At 55.7% G+C, this 20572-nt stretch carries 17 protein-coding genes, 1 rRNA gene and 1 pseudogene; 10 read left to right on the forward strand and 9 right to left on the reverse strand.

Annotated features, from left to right (window positions below; genetic code table 11):
* The first annotated feature begins 247 nt into the window (after positions 1-247).
* Positions 248-361 (forward strand): 5S ribosomal RNA (rrf, locus tag P4L78_RS00165).
* A gap of 131 nt (positions 362-492) precedes the next feature.
* Here the strand turns inward: rrf and P4L78_RS00170 are convergent.
* The 3 genes from P4L78_RS00170 to P4L78_RS00180 form a co-directional block, all read right to left on the reverse strand.
* Positions 493-1950, reverse strand: coding sequence for an NAD(P)H-hydrate dehydratase (locus tag P4L78_RS00170; RefSeq protein ID WP_309326204.1), 1458 nt, complete (start codon positions 1948-1950; stop codon positions 493-495).
* Positions 1951-2011: 61 nt separating this feature from the next.
* Positions 2012-2629 (reverse strand): hypothetical protein, encoded by a 618-nt coding sequence (locus tag P4L78_RS00175; RefSeq protein WP_283150969.1) that lies wholly within the window; start codon positions 2627-2629, stop codon positions 2012-2014.
* 188 nt (positions 2630-2817) lie between these two features.
* Positions 2818-5121 carry a penicillin-binding protein 1A gene (locus P4L78_RS00180; protein WP_309326206.1) on the reverse strand — a complete coding sequence of 768 codons (2304 nt, stop codon included), beginning with the start codon at positions 5119-5121 and terminating at the stop codon, positions 2818-2820.
* 168 nt (positions 5122-5289) lie between these two features.
* On the opposite strand from P4L78_RS00180, the gene P4L78_RS00185 reads away from it, so the two are divergent.
* From P4L78_RS00185 to aroB, 7 genes are all read left to right on the forward strand, one after another.
* Complete coding sequence (locus P4L78_RS00185; RefSeq protein WP_390901573.1) at positions 5290-6366, forward strand: type IV pilus assembly protein PilM; 1077 nt, start codon at positions 5290-5292, stop codon at positions 6364-6366.
* Complete coding sequence (locus P4L78_RS00190) at positions 6363-6971, forward strand: PilN domain-containing protein (protein WP_283150966.1); 609 nt, start codon at positions 6363-6365, stop codon at positions 6969-6971. Before P4L78_RS00185 ends, P4L78_RS00190 begins: the two co-directional genes overlap by 4 nt.
* A complete protein-coding gene (locus P4L78_RS00195) occupies positions 6971-7603 on the forward strand; it encodes a type 4a pilus biogenesis protein PilO (protein ID WP_283150965.1) in 633 nt (210 codons plus the stop codon). The genes P4L78_RS00190 and P4L78_RS00195 overlap by 1 nt, the downstream gene beginning before the upstream one ends.
* Before the next feature lie 53 nt (positions 7604-7656).
* Complete coding sequence (locus tag P4L78_RS00200) at positions 7657-8160, forward strand: pilus assembly protein PilP (protein WP_283150964.1); 504 nt, start codon at positions 7657-7659, stop codon at positions 8158-8160.
* Positions 8157-10259, forward strand: a complete 2103-nt coding sequence (gene pilQ, locus P4L78_RS00205; protein ID WP_309326207.1) for a type IV pilus secretin PilQ — start codon at positions 8157-8159, stop codon at positions 10257-10259. Before P4L78_RS00200 ends, pilQ begins: the two co-directional genes overlap by 4 nt.
* A gap of 127 nt (positions 10260-10386) precedes the next feature.
* Entirely contained in the window at positions 10387-10914 is a 528-nt protein-coding gene (locus P4L78_RS00210; RefSeq protein WP_283151419.1) for a shikimate kinase, read from the forward strand.
* A complete protein-coding gene (gene aroB / locus P4L78_RS00215; RefSeq protein WP_309326208.1) occupies positions 10901-12007 on the forward strand; it encodes a 3-dehydroquinate synthase in 1107 nt (368 codons plus the stop codon). The genes P4L78_RS00210 and aroB overlap by 14 nt, the downstream gene beginning before the upstream one ends.
* Here aroB and P4L78_RS00220 read toward each other — a convergent pair.
* Positions 11962-13215 carry a YihY family inner membrane protein gene (locus P4L78_RS00220; protein WP_283150961.1) on the reverse strand — a complete coding sequence of 418 codons (1254 nt, stop codon included), beginning with the start codon at positions 13213-13215 and terminating at the stop codon, positions 11962-11964. The genes aroB and P4L78_RS00220 overlap by 46 nt on opposite strands.
* A 155-nt stretch (positions 13216-13370) precedes the next feature.
* On the opposite strand from P4L78_RS00220, the gene wrbA reads away from it, so the two are divergent.
* Positions 13371-13970 (forward strand): NAD(P)H:quinone oxidoreductase, encoded by a 600-nt coding sequence (wrbA, locus tag P4L78_RS00225; RefSeq protein WP_309326209.1) that lies wholly within the window; start codon positions 13371-13373, stop codon positions 13968-13970.
* A complete protein-coding gene (locus P4L78_RS00230; RefSeq protein WP_283150959.1) occupies positions 13967-14350 on the forward strand; it encodes a DUF2069 domain-containing protein in 384 nt (127 codons plus the stop codon). The genes wrbA and P4L78_RS00230 overlap by 4 nt, the downstream gene beginning before the upstream one ends.
* Before the next feature lie 236 nt (positions 14351-14586).
* Here P4L78_RS00230 and P4L78_RS00235 read toward each other — a convergent pair whose 3' ends face one another.
* From P4L78_RS00235 to P4L78_RS00255, 5 genes and pseudogenes are all read right to left on the reverse strand, one after another.
* Complete coding sequence (locus tag P4L78_RS00235) at positions 14587-16377, reverse strand: 2-isopropylmalate synthase (RefSeq protein ID WP_283150958.1); 1791 nt, start codon at positions 16375-16377, stop codon at positions 14587-14589.
* Between the two features lie 129 nt (positions 16378-16506).
* Entirely contained in the window at positions 16507-17295 is a 789-nt protein-coding gene (pssA, locus tag P4L78_RS00240) for a CDP-diacylglycerol--serine O-phosphatidyltransferase (RefSeq protein ID WP_283150957.1), read from the reverse strand.
* 206 nt (positions 17296-17501) lie between these two features.
* A pseudogene (locus P4L78_RS00245) lies at positions 17502-18140 on the reverse strand (phosphatidylserine decarboxylase); the annotation flags it as partial.
* A 40-nt stretch (positions 18141-18180) separates the two neighbouring features.
* The gene (locus tag P4L78_RS00250) at positions 18181-18783 is read right to left on the reverse strand and encodes a GNAT family protein (RefSeq protein WP_309326210.1); all 603 of its coding nucleotides are present in this window, start codon (positions 18781-18783) and stop codon (positions 18181-18183) included.
* A 65-nt stretch (positions 18784-18848) separates the two neighbouring features.
* The gene (locus tag P4L78_RS00255) at positions 18849-20246 is read right to left on the reverse strand and encodes an amino acid permease (protein WP_309326211.1); all 1398 of its coding nucleotides are present in this window, start codon (positions 20244-20246) and stop codon (positions 18849-18851) included.
* Between the last annotated feature and the right edge of the window lie 326 nt (positions 20247-20572).

A 20572-nucleotide genomic window follows, 5' to 3' on the forward strand; every position in this document is an offset into this window, starting at 1 on the left:
AACTGATACTAATTGCCCGTGAGGCTTGATCCTATAACCTGAGCGTTGTTTCGGGTTGTGTTGGTGACGAGCTCGAACAGAAGTACGAAAGTACGAATCAACCCCAAGTAATACGATACGAACGAATTGAGTCGGTGGTGGGTCAGGGTGAAAACCGGACCGGCCACGCTAAACAGCAGGCTTTGTCTGCAGCTTCTTCCAGAATCAGAGCAGCGACGAATAACAGTCGTGACTCTAACCAGTTACGTCTGGCGACCATAGCGAGTTGGCCCCACGCCTTCCCATCCCGAACAGGACCGTGAAACGACTTAGCGCCGATGATAGTGCGGATTACCCGTGTGAAAGTAGGTCATTGCCAGACACCCCTTTGAACGCCCGGACAGGAACCTGTACCGGGCGTTTTGCTTTGCACCGTGCGCAAGGCGCGCAAGGCAAAAGGCAGTACGCAAGGACAAAGCCCCGCAGCGATGAACTGCGGGGCTTTGTCGTCTACTATTCCACCTCTAGATCATTAAGAGCCTGCCGCGCGTAATCTATGGTTTCTCCGGCAGTCAGTCCGATGGCGTTAGGGAAGGCTTTGACCCAGTTGTCGGCCGCCGCGCCATGAATAAATACAGCCACCCTTGCTGCGTACGGGGGGTCAAGCCCCTGGCCAAGCAAAGCCGTAATGATGCCGCCGAGAATATCCCCTTGCCCCGCCGCGGCCAGCGCGGCGTTGCCAGATGAATTGATCGAAGTTGTTGTGCCATCACAAACGACAGTGCCCGAACCCTTCAATACGGCAACGCAGGTGAATCTCCCTGCCAAATCACGGGCTGCGGAAAGCCGATCAGCCTGAACTGCCGCTGTTGTTGTGCCCAACAAACGCGCAGCTTCAGTGGGATGCGGTGTGATGACGGCACGGGTGCCACGCCTTTGGCATGCGCTGGCAAGTTTGCTATCGCCCGCGATAAGGTTCAGCGCATCCGCATCAATGACCAAGGGGCCTGGTTTGCTCAGCGCATCTTCCAGCAATTTATGCGCTTGTTCCGTACGTCCCAAACCTGGACCAATCAGATGCACATCACATTGCTGTTCCATTAACGCTTCGGCACTGTTGAGCATGAGCTCGGGATAAAGCGGGTCAAGACTCACGCCCTCACCGAGCAGACCAATGCGGACTTTGCCTGCTCCGAGTTTCAGCGCGGCCCGTCCGGCCATTAGCGCGGCTCCGGTCATGCCCTTTGCGCCGCCGATGATGCCAACCGTGCCGTAAGTGCCTTTGTGACTCTCTTGTTGTCGGCGCAGTGCGCCCGGAAGTTGTTTCAGAGCAAATAGCTGCAAGTCGGACTCGGGGAAGGCATCCTGTGATATCCCGAGGTCAAACACGGTGACGTCACCCGCATAATCCCGCCCATTGGCAGTATGCAAGCCGGGTTTGTCGCCGATGAAGGTGAGTGTCGCTTGAGCGGGGAGTGCGGCGCCGAGAATCGCGCCAGTATCAGCGTGCAACCCACTGGGAATATCCAGGGCTATCACTCGCTGGCGGGAGGCGATAATTGAGCTAAACAATTGTTGCAGATCAGTCGGCACATTGCGGCTAAGCCCGATACCAAACAATGCATCGATGACTACGCCGGCATCCGCTGTCCATTGTTCATCCAGCCGCCCGCCTGCTTGTTGCCAGAGTTTATGCGCATTGGCCGTCGGGGGGGATGCTTGCTCCGGATTGCCCACATAATGCACCCGCACCGAATATCCGGAGGCCTTCAAATGCCAGGCGACGGTGAGGCCATCGCCGCCATTGTTGCCTGGGCCAACCAGTACTGTGATGGGGGTCGTGAGTGCAAAACGCCGCTGAATCCAGTTGGCGGCAGCTTCGCCTGCCCGAGCCATGAGCGGGACACCTGCAGAAGCTTGAATCTGTTCGATTTCGCGCGTGATGCCTGCGCAATACAATGGGTGAGTCATGCAAAGCTCCAGAGCAACCAAACGGATTGCCCGGAATGATTAATTGGCGCGGGGGCGGGTTTTACAGAGCTAAGGCGCCGAAAGTGGTTGGGCGCTCAAGCAGCATTTGTACCTCATCCAGCCGGGCTCGTTCCCGCTCGTCGCGACGTGGATTCTGGCGCTCGGCAACTTTGGGGCGCACGTGTAACTTGATCTGGGTGTCGTCATACCAGAATGCCAAAGTCGGATACGAAGCATGCCGGTGTGCGGGGGGAGGTTCCAGATGCTGATATTCGATGCGTTCGTTCAGTAAAAAGATTTCAACGCTCTTCGGGTCGTCGGTATATAGCAACATGTTGATATCGGACTGCTCGCCAGCGACGCCAGACAAAACCGACCCTGTTAGATAGGGAGAGAACGGGCTCAGCAGGCGCATCATGCTTACCGCTTTTAGCCGTAGCTGTTTCAGGCTGTCGCCATGCTCTGGTTGATAGATCGACCGATAGCTTTCCAGCGCATCTTCGATTTCCTGATTGGATGGCAGAACGTGCGCTTCAGAGACCCCCAGTTGTCGCGCTGCTTTTTTCTTGGCTAACGCGAAATCATGCAAATGATCTTCGGCGATCATGCGTGCGGCATGATGTGCGATTTCTGCGCGCAAAGTCATGGTGTGACGATCGGCGGAAAATGCTTTACCCATGATGGTGGTTCTCCCGTTTGCAGTCAGATTGAGCAGGCAGGCAGTGATTTCACGTGCCGTCTTTTCAGCTGTAAGAAGCGTCAGGTCGGGAACCTCCGGGGCGTCATCTCGGGGGAAGGGTGAGATCGATTGCACTGGCAACGGACCTCACTTGCATAACAGTAATTCATTACGCGCATTTAAGCGAATCAGAACAGCAAATCCTTTATCTCATCCAGCGGTTGCGTGGCTGCAGTACCACTCCCCAGGCCCAGATCAGGGTTGGTCTGCGTGTATTCGCTAAAGAAATACTCAGTGCGATCACCCTTCTCGGTCTGAATGGTTTGGGCAACAAGGCCATTGGGTACTGGGTATTGCCGCTCCGGCATATCTGCCAGCACTTTACCCATATAACTGATCCAGATCGGTAGCGCAGCGGCACCGCCGGTTTCCGAGCCACCCAGTGAGCGAGGCTGATCAAAGCCCACCCAGGCAACCGTGACCACATCCGGGTTGAAGCCAGCGAACCAGGCGTCGTGCGTATCGTTGGTGGTCCCGGTCTTGCCGGCCAGATCCGTTCGGCCCAATACCCGCGCTTTTGAGCCAGTGCCGTAGCGCACGACATCCTGCATCATGCTGGTCATCACAAACGCATTACGGGCTTCGAGGGTGCGTTTGGCATTTTGCCCGGCGACTTGCGGTGCCATCTGCGCCAGCAAGTTGCCGCGACCATCCATGATCTTGTCTACATACCAGGAATAGACCCGGTAGCCAGTGTTGGAGAACACGGCATAGCCTTCCGCCATCTGCTGCGGTGTCACGCTACCGGCGCCCAGGGCCATGGTGAGATAGGCCGGGTTCTGTTGTACGGTGAAGCCAAAGCGGGTGTCAAATTGCTGAGCAAACTGCGGGGTGATCGATTGCAGGATGCGGATCGACACCAGGTTCTTGGAGTGCGTCAGCGCATTACGCACCGTCATCATGCCCTCGTACTTGCCATCGTAATTCTTGGGTTCCCACTTCTGCCCGCCAACCTGGTCCGGGTTGATCACGATTGGTGCATCGTTGATCAGCGTTGCAGGGGTAACCCCTTTTTCCAGCGCAGCAGAATAGACAAAGGGTTTGAAACTGGAGCCCGGTTGCCGCCAGGCTTGGGTGACGTGATTGAAGTTGCTGCGGTTAAAGTCAAAGCCGCCCACCATGGCTTTGACCGCCCCGTTCTGGCTGTTCAGTGAAATCAGCGCACCTTCGACTTGTGGCAACTGGCTAATCGCCCATCCGTTATCGGTTTGTTTGACCCGGATGATCGCGCCTGGCCGTATGCGCGCGGTGGGGTTGGCTTTGTCAGTTAATGCAAAACGCACAAATTTGAGCCCATCATCTTCAATAGTGATGTTCTCGCCACCTTTAAGCCACGCAGTGACGGACTTGGGTGAGGATTGCCGAACCACTGCTGCCAGCAAATCGCCCGAGTCCTTCACGTCAGCAACCGCATCGTCCAGCGCCTCTTCATTACCAGACTTGAAAAGATCAGGGTCAATAAAAGCCTCAGGGCCGCGATATCCATGACGAGTGTCGTAATCAATTAACCCCTTGCGCAGGGATTCATACGCGGCTGTCTGGTCCTTGCTGTCGAGTGTCGTGTAAACCTTGAATCCGGCGGTATACGCGGCATCCTTGTAACGGTCGACCATCATTTGTCGTACCGCTTCCGCAACATATTCGGCATGAACCGGGAAATCCTGGACCATACGTTTGATTTGCAGCGGCGTATTCAGTGCACTGGTGTACTGTTCGTCGGTGATGAAATGCAGCTCATGCATGCGCCGTAATACATATTGTTGGCGTAATGTAGCGCGTTTGAAATTGGCAACTGGATTATACGAAGAAGGCGCCTTGGGCAGTCCTGCCAACATGGCCGCCTCAGCAACATTTAATTGTTTTAGATCTTTGCCGAAATAGGTTTGTGATGCAGATGCAAAACCGTATGCACGCTGGCCGAGATAAATCTGGTTCAGATAAAGCTCAAGAATCTGATCTTTCGAGAGATTGTGCTCGATTTTGAATGCCAGTAATGCTTCGTTGAATTTACGGTTAAATGTTTTTTCGTTGGATAAATAAAAATTACGGGCAACTTGCATGGTGATGGTGCTAGCGCCGGATTGCGCATGACCGGACACGATATTTCCAGCCATCGCCCGCATTACGCCCACGTAATCAATGCCACCGTGTTGATAAAAACGTTCGTCTTCGGCGGCGAGCAATGCTTGTTTCATGACCGTTGGTACCTGATCAATGGGCACGAATGCGCGGCGTTCTTCACCGAATTCACCGATTAATATCTCATCGGCGGTGTATACCCGTAATGGGATTTTGGGGTGGTACTCGGTTAATGCTTCAAGCGACGGTAAACGCGGATATGTCAGAAGGACGGCAAAAAAAGCCAGACCAACGGCGAAAATAATAAGGCCGCCGAAGATGCCAACGCAAATAAGCAGGATTCGTTTTGTCATGTGTGGTTCATTAATGGCAGCATTACAGGCAATTTACGATATTCGCTGCCTGTTGCAAAAATAAACGTAAATTACAGGCGCTTCTTTACAGGTCTGGCCAGTGCTTGTTAGGATTTTCACGCATTCTGACAGGATATCATTCTACTTTCCTGTTTTTAAAAGGAAATTGTGTTGAATCTCGACTTTCTCAAACCAAAGGCGCCGCCATTGATCGGAGTGGATATCAGCTCCTCGGCCGTCAAGATGGTCGAACTGGGTCAAACCGGGCGCAATTACAGTCTTGAGCGCTATGTCATTGAGCCGTTGCCGAAAGATGCGGTAACCGATGGCAATATCGCTGATATGGACGCTGTGGCCGAGGCGTTGCGCCGTGCATGGCGGCAAATGGGATCCCGACTGAAAAATGTCGCGATTGCGTTGCCTGCTGCGTCGGTCATCACCAAAAAAATCCTGGTTCCGGGGGATTTGTCTGATCGCGATCTGGAAACCCAGGTCGAGACCGAGGCAAACCAATACATTCCCTTTTCGCTGGACGAGGTCAATCTCGACTTCCAGGTGCTGGGGCCTGCGCCCAACGTGCCGGAAGAATCCGAGGTCTTGATCGCGGCGGCGAAAAAGGAAAAAGTTGAAGAGCGCGTTGCTGCCATTGAGTCGGCCGGTCTGAAAGCTTTGGTGGTGGATGTCGAATCCTACGCGACACAAGCGGCCTTCGAATTGATGCGGCCACAGTTGCCCAGCAACGGTGACAACCAGATTGTGGCGGTGGTCGACATCGGCGCGACTGCGATGCACATGAATATTTTCAAAGATGGGCAATCGATCTATAGCCGGGATCAGGCTTACGCCGGAAACCAGTTGACCCAGGAAATCCAGCGCAAGTTCAACCTTTCTTCGGAAGAGGCAGAGTCCTCCAAGAAAAATGGTGGCCTGCCGGAAAATTACGAGCCCGAAGTGCTGCAGCCGTTCATGGACACCATGGCGCTGGAAATCTCGCGTTCACTGCAATTCTTTTACACGTCCAGCAATTACAACTCGGTTGATCACATCTTGCTCGCGGGTGGCTGCAGTGCCATTCACGGTCTGGATGACGCGGTCTCCAGTCGTACCCAAGTGACCAGCACCATGCGCGCCAACCCGTTCTACGGCATGGCGACAGGCAAGGTCCGCGGCAAGCAGATTCAGCTGGACGCACCTTCACTGTTGATCGCATGTGGTCTGGCCATGCGGAGGTTTGACCCGACATGATCCGCATTAACCTGTTACCGCACCGCGAACAAGCGCGTAAAGCGCGACATAACCGTTATCTGGCTGCTCTTGGATTTACTTTTGTGGCTTCTGCTGCAGTGGTGGCGTTGGGTTATTTCTTCTATCAGGCACGGCTTGATACGCAGAACGAACGCAATACATTCCTGACCCAGGAAAACGCCAAGCTGGACCAGCAGATTGCCGAGATTGAAAAGTTGAAGCTGGAAAAGCAACAGCTACTTGATCGCAAAAAGGTGGTTGAGCGCTTGCAGTCCAACCGTTCTGAAGATGTCAAAGTGCTGGACCAACTGACTCGCCAGACGCCTGAGGGTATCTATTTGAAGTCGGTAAAGCAGAAGGATGCGTTACTGGTCTTGAATGGCTACGCGCAATCGAACGCCCGCGTTTCAACCTTGATGCGCAATCTGTCTGATTCACCGGTGTTCGAGCAGCCCACGTTGGTTGAAGTGAAGTCGGCTCAGGTTGCCAACCAGCGCTTGTCCGAGTTTACGCTCAATGTCGCTATTACCCGGGTCACCGACGATGCGTCGGCACCCGCTGCTGCCGCGCGCCGTCCGGCATCTGCTGCCGGAGGAACCAAATAATGACTCTGGACGATTTGCGCAATCTTGATCCCAAGGATATGGGGAACTGGCCACGAGGCGCCCAGATAGGTCTGGCGGTGCTGGTGTTCGTGGTCGTGCTGGGTTTGGGGTATTTCTATCTGTGGAGCGATCAGATGGACCAGCTTTCTGCTGGACAACTGAAAGAAGAAGCGCTCAAGACTGAGTACCTGGATAAAGAAAAGAAAGCCATCAACCTGGAAGCATACAAGCAGCAGCTGGCGGAAATTCAGCAGTCGTTTGGTGCATTGCTGCGGCAACTGCCGACCAAGTCGGAAATGGAAACATTGCTGACCGAAATCAACCAGGCGGGTGTAGGGCGCGGTCTGCAGTTTGATCTGTTCAAGCCTGGTGCCGAGGTCAAAACGGCTGAGTTTGCCGAAATGCCAATCGACATCAAGATCACCGGCAGCTATCACGATCTCGCGGCATTTGTGAGCGATGTGGCGCAGCTTTCGCGCATCGTGACGCTGACCAATATCGAACTGTCGGTGCCAAAGTCGCCTGACATGCTGGCGATGTCTGCTGTAGCCAAAACCTATCGCGCGCTAGATGACAGTGAAGCGCAGGCGGTGCGCCAGGCTGAAGCTGCGGCGAAGAAGAAGAACAAATGAGGACCACTCGCATGGATTATCGAGAGAAACGCCTGATGGTGCGAGGGGTGGCAGTGTCGTTGCTGGCTTTGGCTTTGTCCGGCTGCTTTGGCGATCAAAACAGCGATCTCAAGGCCTGGATGCGCGAAAGCAGCGAAGGCATGCGTGGCAAAGTTGAGCCGCTGCCGGAAGCCAAACCGTATACGCCGTTTACTTATAACGCATTTGATGTGGCTGACCCGTTCAACCCACACAAAATGGATATGGCGCGCAAGGGCAACGGCGGCGTTACGCCAGATATGAATCGCCCTAAAGAAGCACTCGAAAGCTACGACCTCGAAAAGCTCACTTTTGTTGGCACATTGCAGCAAGCAAAAACGATACAGGCCCTGATTCGGGCGCCTGACGGCAATCTGTACCGGATCAAGGTCGGTAATTATATGGGACAAAATTTCGGCAAGGTACTCGCGATCAGCGAGACGGAAGTGAAGCTTAAAGAAATTGTCGAAGACAGCGGCGGAGACTGGGTGGAGCGCGATACGTCGCTTCCCCTGCAAGAGGCGGAGCAAAAGAAATGATCAAAGCATCGTTCCTGCAACGAGTGTTGCTGGCAAGCACTACGCTGGCAGCATCATGGACGTTTGCGGCAGATATTACCGCCGTGGATGTAACTACGGTCTCTGCAGAAAAGCAGGTGATCAAGCTGACCTTTAATGGCGCGGTGCCTACACCGACCAGTTTCTCGGTCAATACGCCGCCCCGGATCGCCTTTGACTTTGCCGGTGCCGCCAATCAGGCGGGCAAGAGCTCGGTTCAGGTCAACGGCAGCGCGTTGCGGCTGATTAATCTGGCCGAAGGCTCGGGTCGTACCCGTGTGGTGTTGAACCTGCAAAAGCAGGCTGGCTATACCACCAAGGTCGACGGGAACTCGTTCCTGATTACCCTGGATGGTTCGCAGTCCGCCGTGGCCCCTGAAGCGCGTCCGGTGCACTTTGCCGATGTTAAACCTTCAGCCACTACGCAATCGATCAAGGCTGTTGATTTCCGTCGCGGTGCCAACAACGAAGGCCGTCTGGTGGTCGACTTGTCTGACCCGAATGTGGGGATCGACATTCGCCCGCAAGGCAAGAGCCTGGTTGTTGATTTCACCAAGGCTACCTTGCCCAAGGCGCTGGAACGTCGTCTGGACGTGACCGACTTTGGTACGCCAGTGGTCAAGGTTGATTCATTCGCCCTGGGCGACAACGCCCGCATGGTGATCGAACCCAAGGGTAACTGGGAATATTCGGCCTATCAGACTGAAAACCGTTTCATTGTCGAAGTCCGGGAAAAACTGGATGAAGACAAGGCGGCCAAGGCCAAGCCTGTCTATAAGGGCGAAAAGCTGTCGCTGAATTTCCAGAACGTGGAAATCCGTACCGTGCTGCAAGTGATCGCCGAGTTTACTGGTCTGAATATCGTGACCAGCGACACGGTGAACGGCAACCTGACCCTGCGCCTGAAAGATGTGCCATGGGATCAAGCGCTGGATATCATTCTGCAAGCCAAGGGCCTGGATCAGCGTCGCAGTGGCAATGTGCTGTGGATTGCGCCACGTCAGGAACTGGCCGACAAAGAAAAGCAACAGTTTGAAGCCCAGAAGTCTGTGGATGATCTCGAACCTACACGTACAGAAGCCTTCCAGCTGAAGTACCAGAAGGGCGATGACATCAAGAAAATGCTGAGCGATGGTGGTCAGCAAATGCTGTCCAAGCGCGGCAGTGTGGTGGTCGATCCACGTACCAACACCTTGTTCATTCAGGATGTGTCGAGCAAGCTGGAGCAGATTCGCGCCATTATCAACAAGGTCGATATCCCGGTTCGCCAGGTGTTGATCGAAGCGCGGATTGTTGAAGCATCGGATACCTTTAGCCGTGAGCTGGGTGCCCGTCTGGGTTGGGCTGCCTTGGGTCACAGCGGTGGCACAACTATCGGCACGGCACCAAGTTTGAACAACTTCACCCAGACCGGCTCTTCGTCATCGTCCAGCAGCTCGTCGTCATCGTCCTCCAGTAGCACGCTTGGCGGGACTTCTGCGACCAATCTGCTGAACGTGAACCTGCCAGCAACCGGCTTGGGTGTGGGTAATGCCTCCACCTTTGCTCTGGTCGCAGCAAGCGCCAACTGGCTGGTCGGTCTGGAATTGTCCGCGCTGGAAGCCGACAGCAAGGGCAAGATCATCTCCAGTCCGCGTCTGGTTACCGCCGATCAAGTTGAAGCGGTGATTGAGGACGGTCAGCAGATTCCGTACTCGCAAAGTGCACAGAACGGCGCGACCACCATTGCGTTTAAAGATGCCACCTTGTCGCTGAAAGTCACTCCGCAAATCACGCCAGATGGCAATGTGATCATGGATGTGAAGGTCAACAAGGACAGTGTGGGGCAGACTACCGCTAACGGTCCGGCGATCAATACCAAGCACATTGAGACCAAAGTGCTGGTTGAGAACGGTGGCACGATTGTGATCGGTGGTATCTACACCCAGACACTGTCGAACTCGGTCAACAAGACACCGTTGTTGGGCGATATTCCGGTCTTGGGCAACTTGTTCAAATACAAGATTGATACCGATAACCGTGCTGAATTGCTGATCTTCATTACACCGAAGATTCTGCAGTCTGATCTGACCCTGCGTTAATCCGCCTGGGTTTAATGAAAAAAGGGAGCTTCGGCTCCCTTTTTTATTTTGCGGTGAACAGTCAGTTTGCATGCCCGGCCCCACGTGCCTTAGGCTAGCGGCTTCCTGTACAATCATATTTATGAAAATGCCAGGCAACTTCTTTCTGGTCGGCCTGATGGGCGCGGGTAAAACGACCGTCGGTCGCGCATTGGCGCGCGCTACCGGTAAAACCTTTTATGACTCCGATCATGAGATCGAAGCGCGTACCGGCGTGCGCGTGCCGACTATTTTTGAGCTCGAAGGCGAGGCCGGCTTTCGTGCGCGCGAATGCGCGGTGATTGCCGAACTTGCGGGCATGAAAGAGATCGTGCTGGCCACCGGCGGTGGTGCGGTGCTCAATCCGGACAATCGTGCCAGTTTGCGACGCGGCGGCTTTGTGATTTACCTGCGCGCCAACGTGGATGACTTGTACATGCGCACGGCCCACGACAAAAACCGCCCGCTGCTGCAAACGGCCAATCCTAAACAGCGTTTGGCCGAGTTGTTTGAAGCGCGCGATCCCCTCTATCGCGAAGTTGCTGATCTGGTCATCGATACCAGTCGGCAAACCGTCCAGCATTTGACTCATCAACTGTTGCAGCAACTGGAACACAAAGCGTATGCGCACCGTTAAGCTCGACCTTGGCACCGATTCTTATGACATTTTGATCGGCCGCGGGGTGCTGGCACAGGTAGATCGCATTACGGCGTTGCTGCCGCAACCACGCGTAGCCATCGTCACCAATACCACCGTGGCGCCGCTTTATCTGACGCCGCTGCAAGCAGGTCTCGAGGCCGCAGGCGTGCAGGTCTTCACGATTGTGCTACCCGACGGGGAGCAATACAAAACGTGGGAAACGCTGAATTTGATTTTTGATGGCCTGTTGCGCGCCCGCGCTGAACGCAAGACCACACTGATCGCGTTGGGTGGTGGCGTAGTGGGCGATATGACGGGCTTTGCCGCAGCGGTCTACCAGCGTGGCGTGCCGTTTATCCAGATTCCGACCACGCTGCTGGCGCAAGTGGACTCTTCCGTTGGCGGCAAAACAGCGATCAATCACCCGCTGGGCAAGAACATGATTGGTTCGTTCTACCAGCCCAAACTGGTGTTGGCGGATCTGGCCAGTCTGGATACCTTGCCCGCGCGTGAATTCTCCGCCGGCCTGGCCGAAGTCATCAAATATGGTTTGATTGATGATCTGGCGTTTTTTGAATGGCTGGAAGCCAACATTGAGCGCTTGATGGCGCGTGATACCGACGCGCTGGCATACGCGGTCGAGCGCAGCTGTCAGAACAAAGCACGCATTGTCGGCGAGGACGAAAAAGAACATGGCGTTCGCGCCTTGTTGAACCTGGGGCATACCTTTGGTCACGCCATTGAAACGGGCCTGGGTTATGGTGCGTGGCTACATGGTGAAGGCGTTGCTGCCGGAATGGTACTGGCTGCGCGTGCTTCGCTCGAACTCGGTCAGATCACCCAGACCGATCTGGATCGCATCATCAAGCTGATCGCGGCTGCGGGCTTGCCGACGATTGCGCCTGATTTGGGATTCGAGCGCTTCTCGGATTTGATGGCGCAGGACAAGAAGGTCGACGCTGGCAAAATCAAGTTCATCTTGCTGCGCAAGCTGGGTGAGTCCTACATCGGCTCGCTCACGCCGACGGTCATCGCAGCGGCCCTTCAGGCTGGCTGTTCTGCCGACGCAGTGGCTTCCAGCGCGGCGTAATCAGCCAGACTCTCACTCAGGGAATGGCGCATCTGGCCGATCAGCTCTGCCAGATGTTGCCCGTCATGCGCGTAAAGAGGTGATACGACATGTTCGAATACCTCAACCAGCGTGATGCGTTCCAGGGATATCGCCAGCAACCACGCGTCGTCGCTGACCTGTTCCACCCAACCTTTTTCCAGCATGCGTTCCAGCAAGGAGTGCGCGGTATCCAGCCCAAGGCTGACCTGGCGGCGTAGTGCGTCAATATGCATGATCTCGCCGCGATGGTGAGCCCGAGATAGCTCGACCAGCAAGCGCAAAGCCTGTTCGAAACGAATGCTGGCAAAGCTCTGCCAACGCCAGGCGTTGCCGTGCCAGTACGACAGGCTGGCGGAAAACACTGCGCCGCCCAATACTATCACCCAACACATATAGAGCCAGGTGAGAAAGATCGGGAAGCTGGCAAAGGCCCCATAGACCAGTTTGAGCGTGACAAATTGTTTGATATACAAGCCAAACAGCGCCTTCATCAATTCCAGCGCCACCCCGACCACCAGGCCCGCAGCGACGGCGTGACGCCGCGGTACGTAGCAATTGGGGATCATCTTGTACATCAGACTGAGCATGGCGAAGGTCACAAACCAGGGGCCGACGCGCACCGTGCTGTCGAAAATGCGAATCCCGCCGATCAAACCACCGCTGTGGTGGTAGATCCAGGAAGTCATGGATAAACTCAGGCCCAGCGCCAGCGGCCCCAGCGTGATGGCGGCCCAGTAAATCAGCGTTCTGGACAATAACTTGCGCTGGCGTTGCACGGCCCAGATCTGGTTGAACGTCTTCTCGATATTGAAGACCAGCAGCAATGCCGTGACGGCGAGGCCGATCGTGCCAAAGGCCGTGAGTTTTTCGGCGTTATCAGAGAACTGGCGCAAATAAACGCTGATGACCTTGCCCGAGGCATCGGGCACCAGGTTGGCTACGATAAAATAACGGAAGCGGGTGCTGTAATCGTCGAACATCGGAAACGCAGAAAACAACGTCAGCGCGATGGTGAACAGCGGAATAATCGCCAGCAAGGTGGTGTAGGTCAGGCTGCCGGCGGTTTGCATGCAGCGGTCTTCCAGCAAACGGCGCCCGACAAATTTTAAGAATCCCAGCAAGCGGCGCCAGAACTGCAGGGTGAGCAGTACCTCTAATTTTTGTTTTGCCAGCGCAGACACATTCATGAGTTCGGAAGCTTCCTGAATAAATGGCCCATCAAGGGGCCGGCGAGAATTTATAATACGCAAGTTTAACCATACCGCCGCAGTTTAGCCGCGCCATTGTCATGGAGTGCTTCACTGTCCGGTACACATTCTGTTTTCTGCATCTGGAGTTTTCGTTGGCCGATATCCTGGTTCTGTACTACAGCACGCATGGCGCAACCCGCCAGCTGGCACAACTCATTGCACGCGGTATTGATGCGGTGCCTGGCGCGACCGCGCGGCTGCGCACAGTACCGAAGATATCCACGGTATGTGAAGCCACCGAGCCCGCTGTGCCAGAAACTGGCGCTCCCTATGTCTCGGAGCAAGACTTGATCGAATGTGTCGGGCTGGCAGTGGGTAGCCCGACCCGATTCGGCAATATGGCTGCACCCATGAAGTACTTCTGGGATTCGACCATCAATGCCTGGCTGGCTGGCACACTGGCTGGCAAGCCGGCATGCGTGTTCACCAGCACGGGCTCCATGCATGGCGGGAACGAAGCAACCTTGCTGACCATGATGGTGCCACTGCTCCATCACGGCATGATCTTGCTCGGTACGCCGTATACCGAACCGGCACTTTCTGCCACCGATACGGGCGGCACGCCATACGGCGTGAGTCATATTGCCGGCATGCGCGGCGAACAGCCCATCTCCGAACATGAACGGCAACTGGCCGTTGCCCAAGGCAAGCGGCTGGCTGAAGTGGCCCTCAAACTGGCGGTGGCAGCATGAGCCCGGCAGTGCGGCGCGCGTGGGCGCAATGGACGTCTGTAGTGTGTGTGTTGCTGTTGATCGCGCTGTGTCTGGCGTGGGAGTTATGGCTGGCGCCTTTGCGGCCTGGTGGTTCTTCGTTCGCGTTCAAGGCTGTGCCGCTTCTATTACCACTGCGTGGTTTGCTGCATGGGCGCCGTTACACCTACCAGTGGGCGTCGATGTTTATTTTGCTGTGGTGGATGGAAGGCTTGATGCGCTCATGGAGTGACGTTGGCTTGTCGCGCAATCTGGCGATGATTGAAGTGGCCATCACCACGGTCGCGTTTTTTGCGATTTCGTATTACGCCAAGTGGACGCGGCCCAGCGTATTGAAGGCTGAAGCTGAAGCAGGAATGTAAAAGCGGGAAGTGGCTGGCTGAGGTATTGCAGAAGGGAAGGGGAAAATAGTGCCGGAGCCTTGGGGTTCGCCGCAGAACGTCTGGTTCTGTGCGCCCAAGGTGTCAAAGGTTTTGGTAAAACCTTCGCCTGTCCTGCCTTGTGGGCGGATGGATTCCGGCAACTCCGCACTGCGAGGTGAACCGGGTCAGCGGCCGCTGACCCGTTCGCAGAATGCGCCATTGCGCCGATAAGCGACTTACACGGGTTGCGGATGGGTACGTGTGATTTTGCTATGTAACTTGTTGACGGCTGAGATATACGCCTTGGCGCTGGCCACCAGAATGTCGGTATCGGCGCCCTGACCATTAACCACGCGGCCTTCTTTGGAAAGACGCACAGTCACTTCGCCCTGGCTGTCCGTGCCTTGGGTAATGGCGTTCACCGAATACAACTGCATTTCAGCGCCGCTGCTGACAATCGATTCAATGGCGCGGAAGGTTGCATCAATCGGGCCATCGCCATCACAGGTGGCGCGTTTTTCGGCGCCGTCATCAGCCATGACCAGCGTGGCACTTGGTGTTTCGCCGGTTTCCGACACCACCTTCAGCGATGTCAGACGATATTTCTCTTGTTCGATGGCGATCAGTTCGTCGGACACCAGCGCATGCAGGTCTTCGTCGAAAATCTCGCGTTTGCGATCGGCCAACTCTTTAAAGCGGGCAAAGGCCGCGTTCAACGATTCTTCGCTGGCCAATTCAATACCCAGCTCGCCCAACTTGGTCTTGAAGGCATTACGGCCCGACAACTTGCCCAAGGTGAGGCGGTTGGTCGACCAGCCGACCGATTCGGCACTCATGATCTCGTAGGTTTCGCGATGCTTGAGCACGCCATCCTGGTGAATACCGGATTCGTGAGCAAAAGCATTGGCACCCACAATCGCCTTGTTCGGCTGCACCGGATAACCGGTAATGGTCGAAACCAGCTTGGAGGTCGGCACAATCTGCGTCGCGTCGATACGGGTTTCCAGGCCAAAGACGTCCTTGCGGGTTTTCACCGCCATGACGATCTCTTCCAGGCTGGCGTTACCGGCACGCTCGCCCAGACCATTGATAGTGCATTCCACCTGACGGGCGCCGCCCAGCACGGCGGACAGCGAGTTGGCGACCGACATGCCCAAGTCATCGTGGCAATGTGCCGACCAGATCACTGAATCACCGCCCGGGGTCGCGGCGATCAAATTGCGGAAGAACGATTCGGTAAAGTGCGGGACGGCATAGCCGACGGTGTCGGGCACGTTGATGGTTTTGGCGCCAGCCTTGATCACTTCGCCAAAAATACGGGCGAGGAATACCGGGTCAGAGCGCAGCGCGTCTTCGGCGGAGAATTCGACATCATCTGTGTATTCCAGACCAATCTTCACGGCTTTCACTGCGGCCTCGACCACTTGGTCCGGCGTCATGCGCAGCTTCTTTTCCATATGGATCGGGCTGGTGGCAATAAAGGTATGCACCCGGCCACGTGCGGCGTGTTTGATCGCTTCACCGGCAGCGCGTACATCACGCTCGTTGGCGCGAGCCAGCGAACAGATGGTGGATTCCTTGATGATTTCCGCAATCAGGCGAATCGACTCGGCATCGCCCGGGCTGGCGGCAGCAAAGCCGGCCTCGATGATGTCGACACCCAGGCGTTCCAGTTGGCGGGCGATACGGATTTTTTCTTCGCGAGTCATCGACGCGCCGGGCGATTGTTCGCCGTCACGCAATGTGGTGTCGAAAATAAACAAACGATCGCCCATATTCGGTGTGCTCCGTGTGCTCGGCGCGGTGGAAGCGCCGGTAAAGAAAGACTGGATGTCGAAAGATCGCCCCTGGCTGGCGGCGAGTCGGGTAAGACGGTTCAGTGCGGAGAGGGGCATGCTGCCGCGTTCACGCCATTTGTAGATGGCGGCGCGGGACACAGGATCGTCAGGGGAAAGGCGGTTGAGCGCATCGGCCAGCTCGCTGGGGCCGCCAAAGTGCTCGATCAGACGTTCAATGTCCACAGACATGTCATGCTCCAGACCAGTAATTGGACTCAAGCATAAAACGCTGTGGACATTTGGTCAAACGGTTTTGTCGAATTTCAGAACGAAATGACAGTTAGCTTGACCGGTTGGACATTAATTACTACAAAATGTCTAATTTTCTGGAGGCGCCGAGTGGCTATTGCTACGTTCAACGGGTTTTTTACCCCGGCGCAGCATGTTCCAGGCCGACATGACATAGCCCGATGCGCCATAAGCAATAAACAGGCAGAACAAGACCAGCGGCGGCTTGGCGACAATCAGCATCAACAGCAGCAACATGACCAGCAGTGCCACAAACGGCACGGTCTTGCGCATATTGATTTCCTTGAAGCTCCAGAATTTGACGTTAGACACCATGGTCAGACCGGCAAACAGCGTGAAGAACAGCGCAATAAATGGCAGGGCATCGCTGAGCGGCGCCAGTTCTTCAGCGTATTCGTGGCTAATCCACACCAGGCCTGCGACCAGCGCGGCGGCCGAAGGGGAAGGCAGGCCCTGGAACCAGCGTTTGTCGCCCGTTTCCAGATTGGTATTGAAGCGTGCCAGGCGCATGGCGGCACCGGCGCAATAAACGAACGCGACCATCCAGCCAATCTTGCCGAAGTCGCGCAGCGCCCATTCGTACACCACCAGTGCTGGCGCCACGCCAAACGAAACCATGTCCGACAAGCTATCGAACTCAGCGCCAAAGGCGGATTGCGTGCGAGTCAGGCGCGCTACGCGGCCATCCAGCCCGTCCAGGATCATGGCAATGAAAATGGCCACGGCGGCGGGCACGAACATTTTGTTCATTGATTGAACAATGGCGTAGAAGCCGGAGAACAAGGCGGCCAGCGTGAACAGGTTAGGCAGCAGGTAAATACTTTGGCGGCGCAGAGTAATGGGGCGTTTGGATTGCATCGGCTATCCCTTATTGTTTGTAATGGTGAAAGCGCTAACAGAACCATTCTGTCGCGGCCTTGGCCGGGTATGGGCTGAAACGGTTGTGTTAGCGACCTGGAACGCTCCAGGTCAACAAGGTCTGCCTTGTTGGGCAGACCTTGCCGGGCTGACGGTGGAGATGAGACTTCCCGCCGTCATGACTCATACTGAATGCGGGTTTATTGCAGTTCGGCAAGGATGGTTTCGGTGGCCGAAACTTTGTCGCCAATCGTCACTCGCGGCTTGGCAGTGAGCGGCAAGTACACGTCAACGCGCGAGCCAAAGCGGATAAAACCGTAACGCTGGCCGCGAGCCAACTGATCGCCCACTTTGGCGTAGCAAAGAATACGGCGGGCTACCAGGCCAGCAATCTGCACAAAGGTGATCTGCGTGCCGTCGGCCAGTTTGGCCAGCACGGCATTGCGCTCATTTTCTTTGGAGGCTTTATCCAGCGCGGCGTTCAGGAACGAACCGGCGTTGTATTCGATATGTTCGATGGTGGCATCAACCGGGCTGCGGTTGGAGTGCACGTTAAACACGTTCATGAATACGCTGATCTTGAGCGCTTCGACCTTGCGGTACGGGTCCATGGCTTTTTCGACGACCACGATACGGCCATCAGCCGGGCTCAGAATAGCCTTGGGGTCGGCCACGATAACGCGAGGCGGATCGCGGAAGAACTGCACGACAAATACGGCAATGATCCAGAACGGAATCGACCATGCGCCAGCGAGCGCAGTCACCACGATGGCGACGATCAGGCTCAGGGCGATAAAGGGCCAGCCTTCGCGTGCCAGGATCGGATGTGGATAGTGCTTGTTCAAATTATTCCCCGGTACAAATTCGCAAAGAGCGAATTGTAACTCAGGGGCTGCTGATACGGGACGCCACGGTGTCGGGCGGCACACCAGCAGCCGCCGTCCGGGCATTCCAGCGCGCCCGGGTCAGACCATAACAATAAACATCTTCCGGATTGCCGCGGCTGGAGCCCCAGCCGGGACGCAGACCTTCACGCTGCATGCCCAGTTTTTCCAACAACGTGATCGAGGCGATATTGCGCGTGAACACTGTCGCATCCAGCCGACGTAGCGCCAGAGCGTCGAAGGCGTATTCGACCAATGCTCGTACCGCTTCGCTGGCATAGCCCTGTCCTTGCCACGGCAAGGCAATCCAGTAGCCCAGTTCGGCGCGGTGCTGTGGCACCAGATCGTGCAACTCAACACAGCCTATCACCTGGCCGTTGCCACGCAGGCGGATAGCCAGGTAAATGGCCTGCCGGTTCTGATAAAGGTCGGGATGTGTGGCTATCCAGCGCTGGGCTGCGCCGTCAGGATAGGGCCAAGGTGCATTGTCCAGCATCTCTATCAGCGTCGATTCGCCGGCGAATAGCTGTACATAAGCGGCGTCGGTTGGCGTGAACGCAGTCAACAACAAGTTGGTCGTGACCAACAACGGAAAATCGCCCACGGCATTATCCAGAAGAAACACTACTCTGGATAATGCGCATGGGCGACTTGAGGTTGACCGGCTAGTTACCGCTGGGCGAGTTTTGAGTGGCGGCGTGAGTAACCGAAATACACCACAAAGCCAATCAGTAGCCAGATGCCAAAGGCTTGCCAGGTAATCGCTTGCAGGTTGCTCATCAAGAACAGGCAGAAAGCGATGCCCAGCAGCGGCAGGAACGGCACGCCTGGGCAACGGAAGGCGCGATGCAGCTCGGGCCGGGTTTTGCGCAAGACAATCACTGCTACCGAGACCAGCGAGAACGCGGTCAAGGTGCCGATATTGATCAGTTCGGCCAGGATATTGAGCGGAATCAGCGCGGCGATAATGCCGAACACGATGCCGACGACCCATGTCGTGATAAACGGCGTGGCAAAGCGCGGATGTACTTTGGCCAGTTTTGCCGGCAGCAAGCCATCGCGCGACATGGCAAAGATCACGCGGGTCTGGCCATACATCATCACCAGAATCACCGTTGTCATGCCCAGGATGGCGCCCAGATCGATAAACCCGGCTACCCAGTTCTGCCCGGCATATTGCAATGCCAGCGAGACCGGGTGATCGACACCGGCAAACTGCTGGTATGGCACGATACCGGTCATGATGGCGGAAACGGCGACATACAAAATGGTGCACACTGCCAGCGAACCGATAATGCCAATAGGTAGATCCCGCTTGGGGTTTTTGACTTCTTCGGCGGCGCTGGAAACGGCGTCAAAACCAATAAAAGCAAAGAACAGCAAGGCCGCGGCGTTAAACATGCCATGGAAACCAAACGGCATGAACGGGGTCCAGTTGGCAGGTTTTACGTAACCTACGCCCACCACAATAAACAGCAGCACCACACCAATCTTGATCGCCACCATGATGTTGTTCAGGCGCGCAAAGCCCGCCACGCCAATTGAAACCAGCGTGGTGATCGCCATCATGATGAGGAAGGCGGGCAGATTAAACAGCGTATGCTTGCCCGGAACAGCACCTGGCGCGGCGGTCAGAATGGTGGGTAAATCAATACCAAAGCCGTGAATCAGCGACTGGAAATAACCTGACCAGCCCACGGAAACCGCCGACGTAGCCAGACCGTATTCCAGCATCAAATCCCAGCCGATAATCCAGGCGACCAGTTCGCCCAGCGTGGCGTAGGAATACGTGTAGATAGAGCCGGAAACTGGAATGGACGACGCGAATTCGGCATATGCCAACGCAGACAAGCCGCAGGCGATGGCGGCGATGACAAACGACAGCGTGAGCGCTGGACCTGCAGTCAGCGCGCCAGTGCCGGTCAGAACGAAAATGCCGGTGCCGATAATCGCACCGATGCCCATCAAAACCAGATCGGTTGGACCAAGGGCTTTTTTGAGGCCAGACACGCCGGATTGACTCGCGGCCACCATGGCGTCGATATTTTTGGTACGGAATAAACTCATGATTTCAGCTTTCGAAGATTGCGGCGGGACCGCCGGGTGCAAACTGCAACCCGGCTGCGTCGATTGCTCGCCTCGTGGGCTAACAGGAGCGGCGTAGCATTCCAGATGCCGGGGTGTGGCCGGGAATGGACGCCGGGTAGATGAACAGGACGGCCAGTCATACGGGTTGACCGATTCGCTGGCGCTGTCAAGATTCACTTGATGGGGTGTTCGCACAGTACATGCTTTGGTTTGGGCTTGTAAGGTTGAAAATCCCCACTTGCTTTCCTGGGTTTTCTATAGTTCAACTGTGCAAAAAATGGGCAATAAGTTTGCCCTATCGCGCC

It is taken from the genome of Silvimonas sp. (genome assembly GCF_031291215.1).
In the GTDB taxonomy this organism is placed as follows: domain Bacteria; phylum Pseudomonadota; class Gammaproteobacteria; order Burkholderiales; family Chitinibacteraceae; genus Silvimonas; species Silvimonas soli.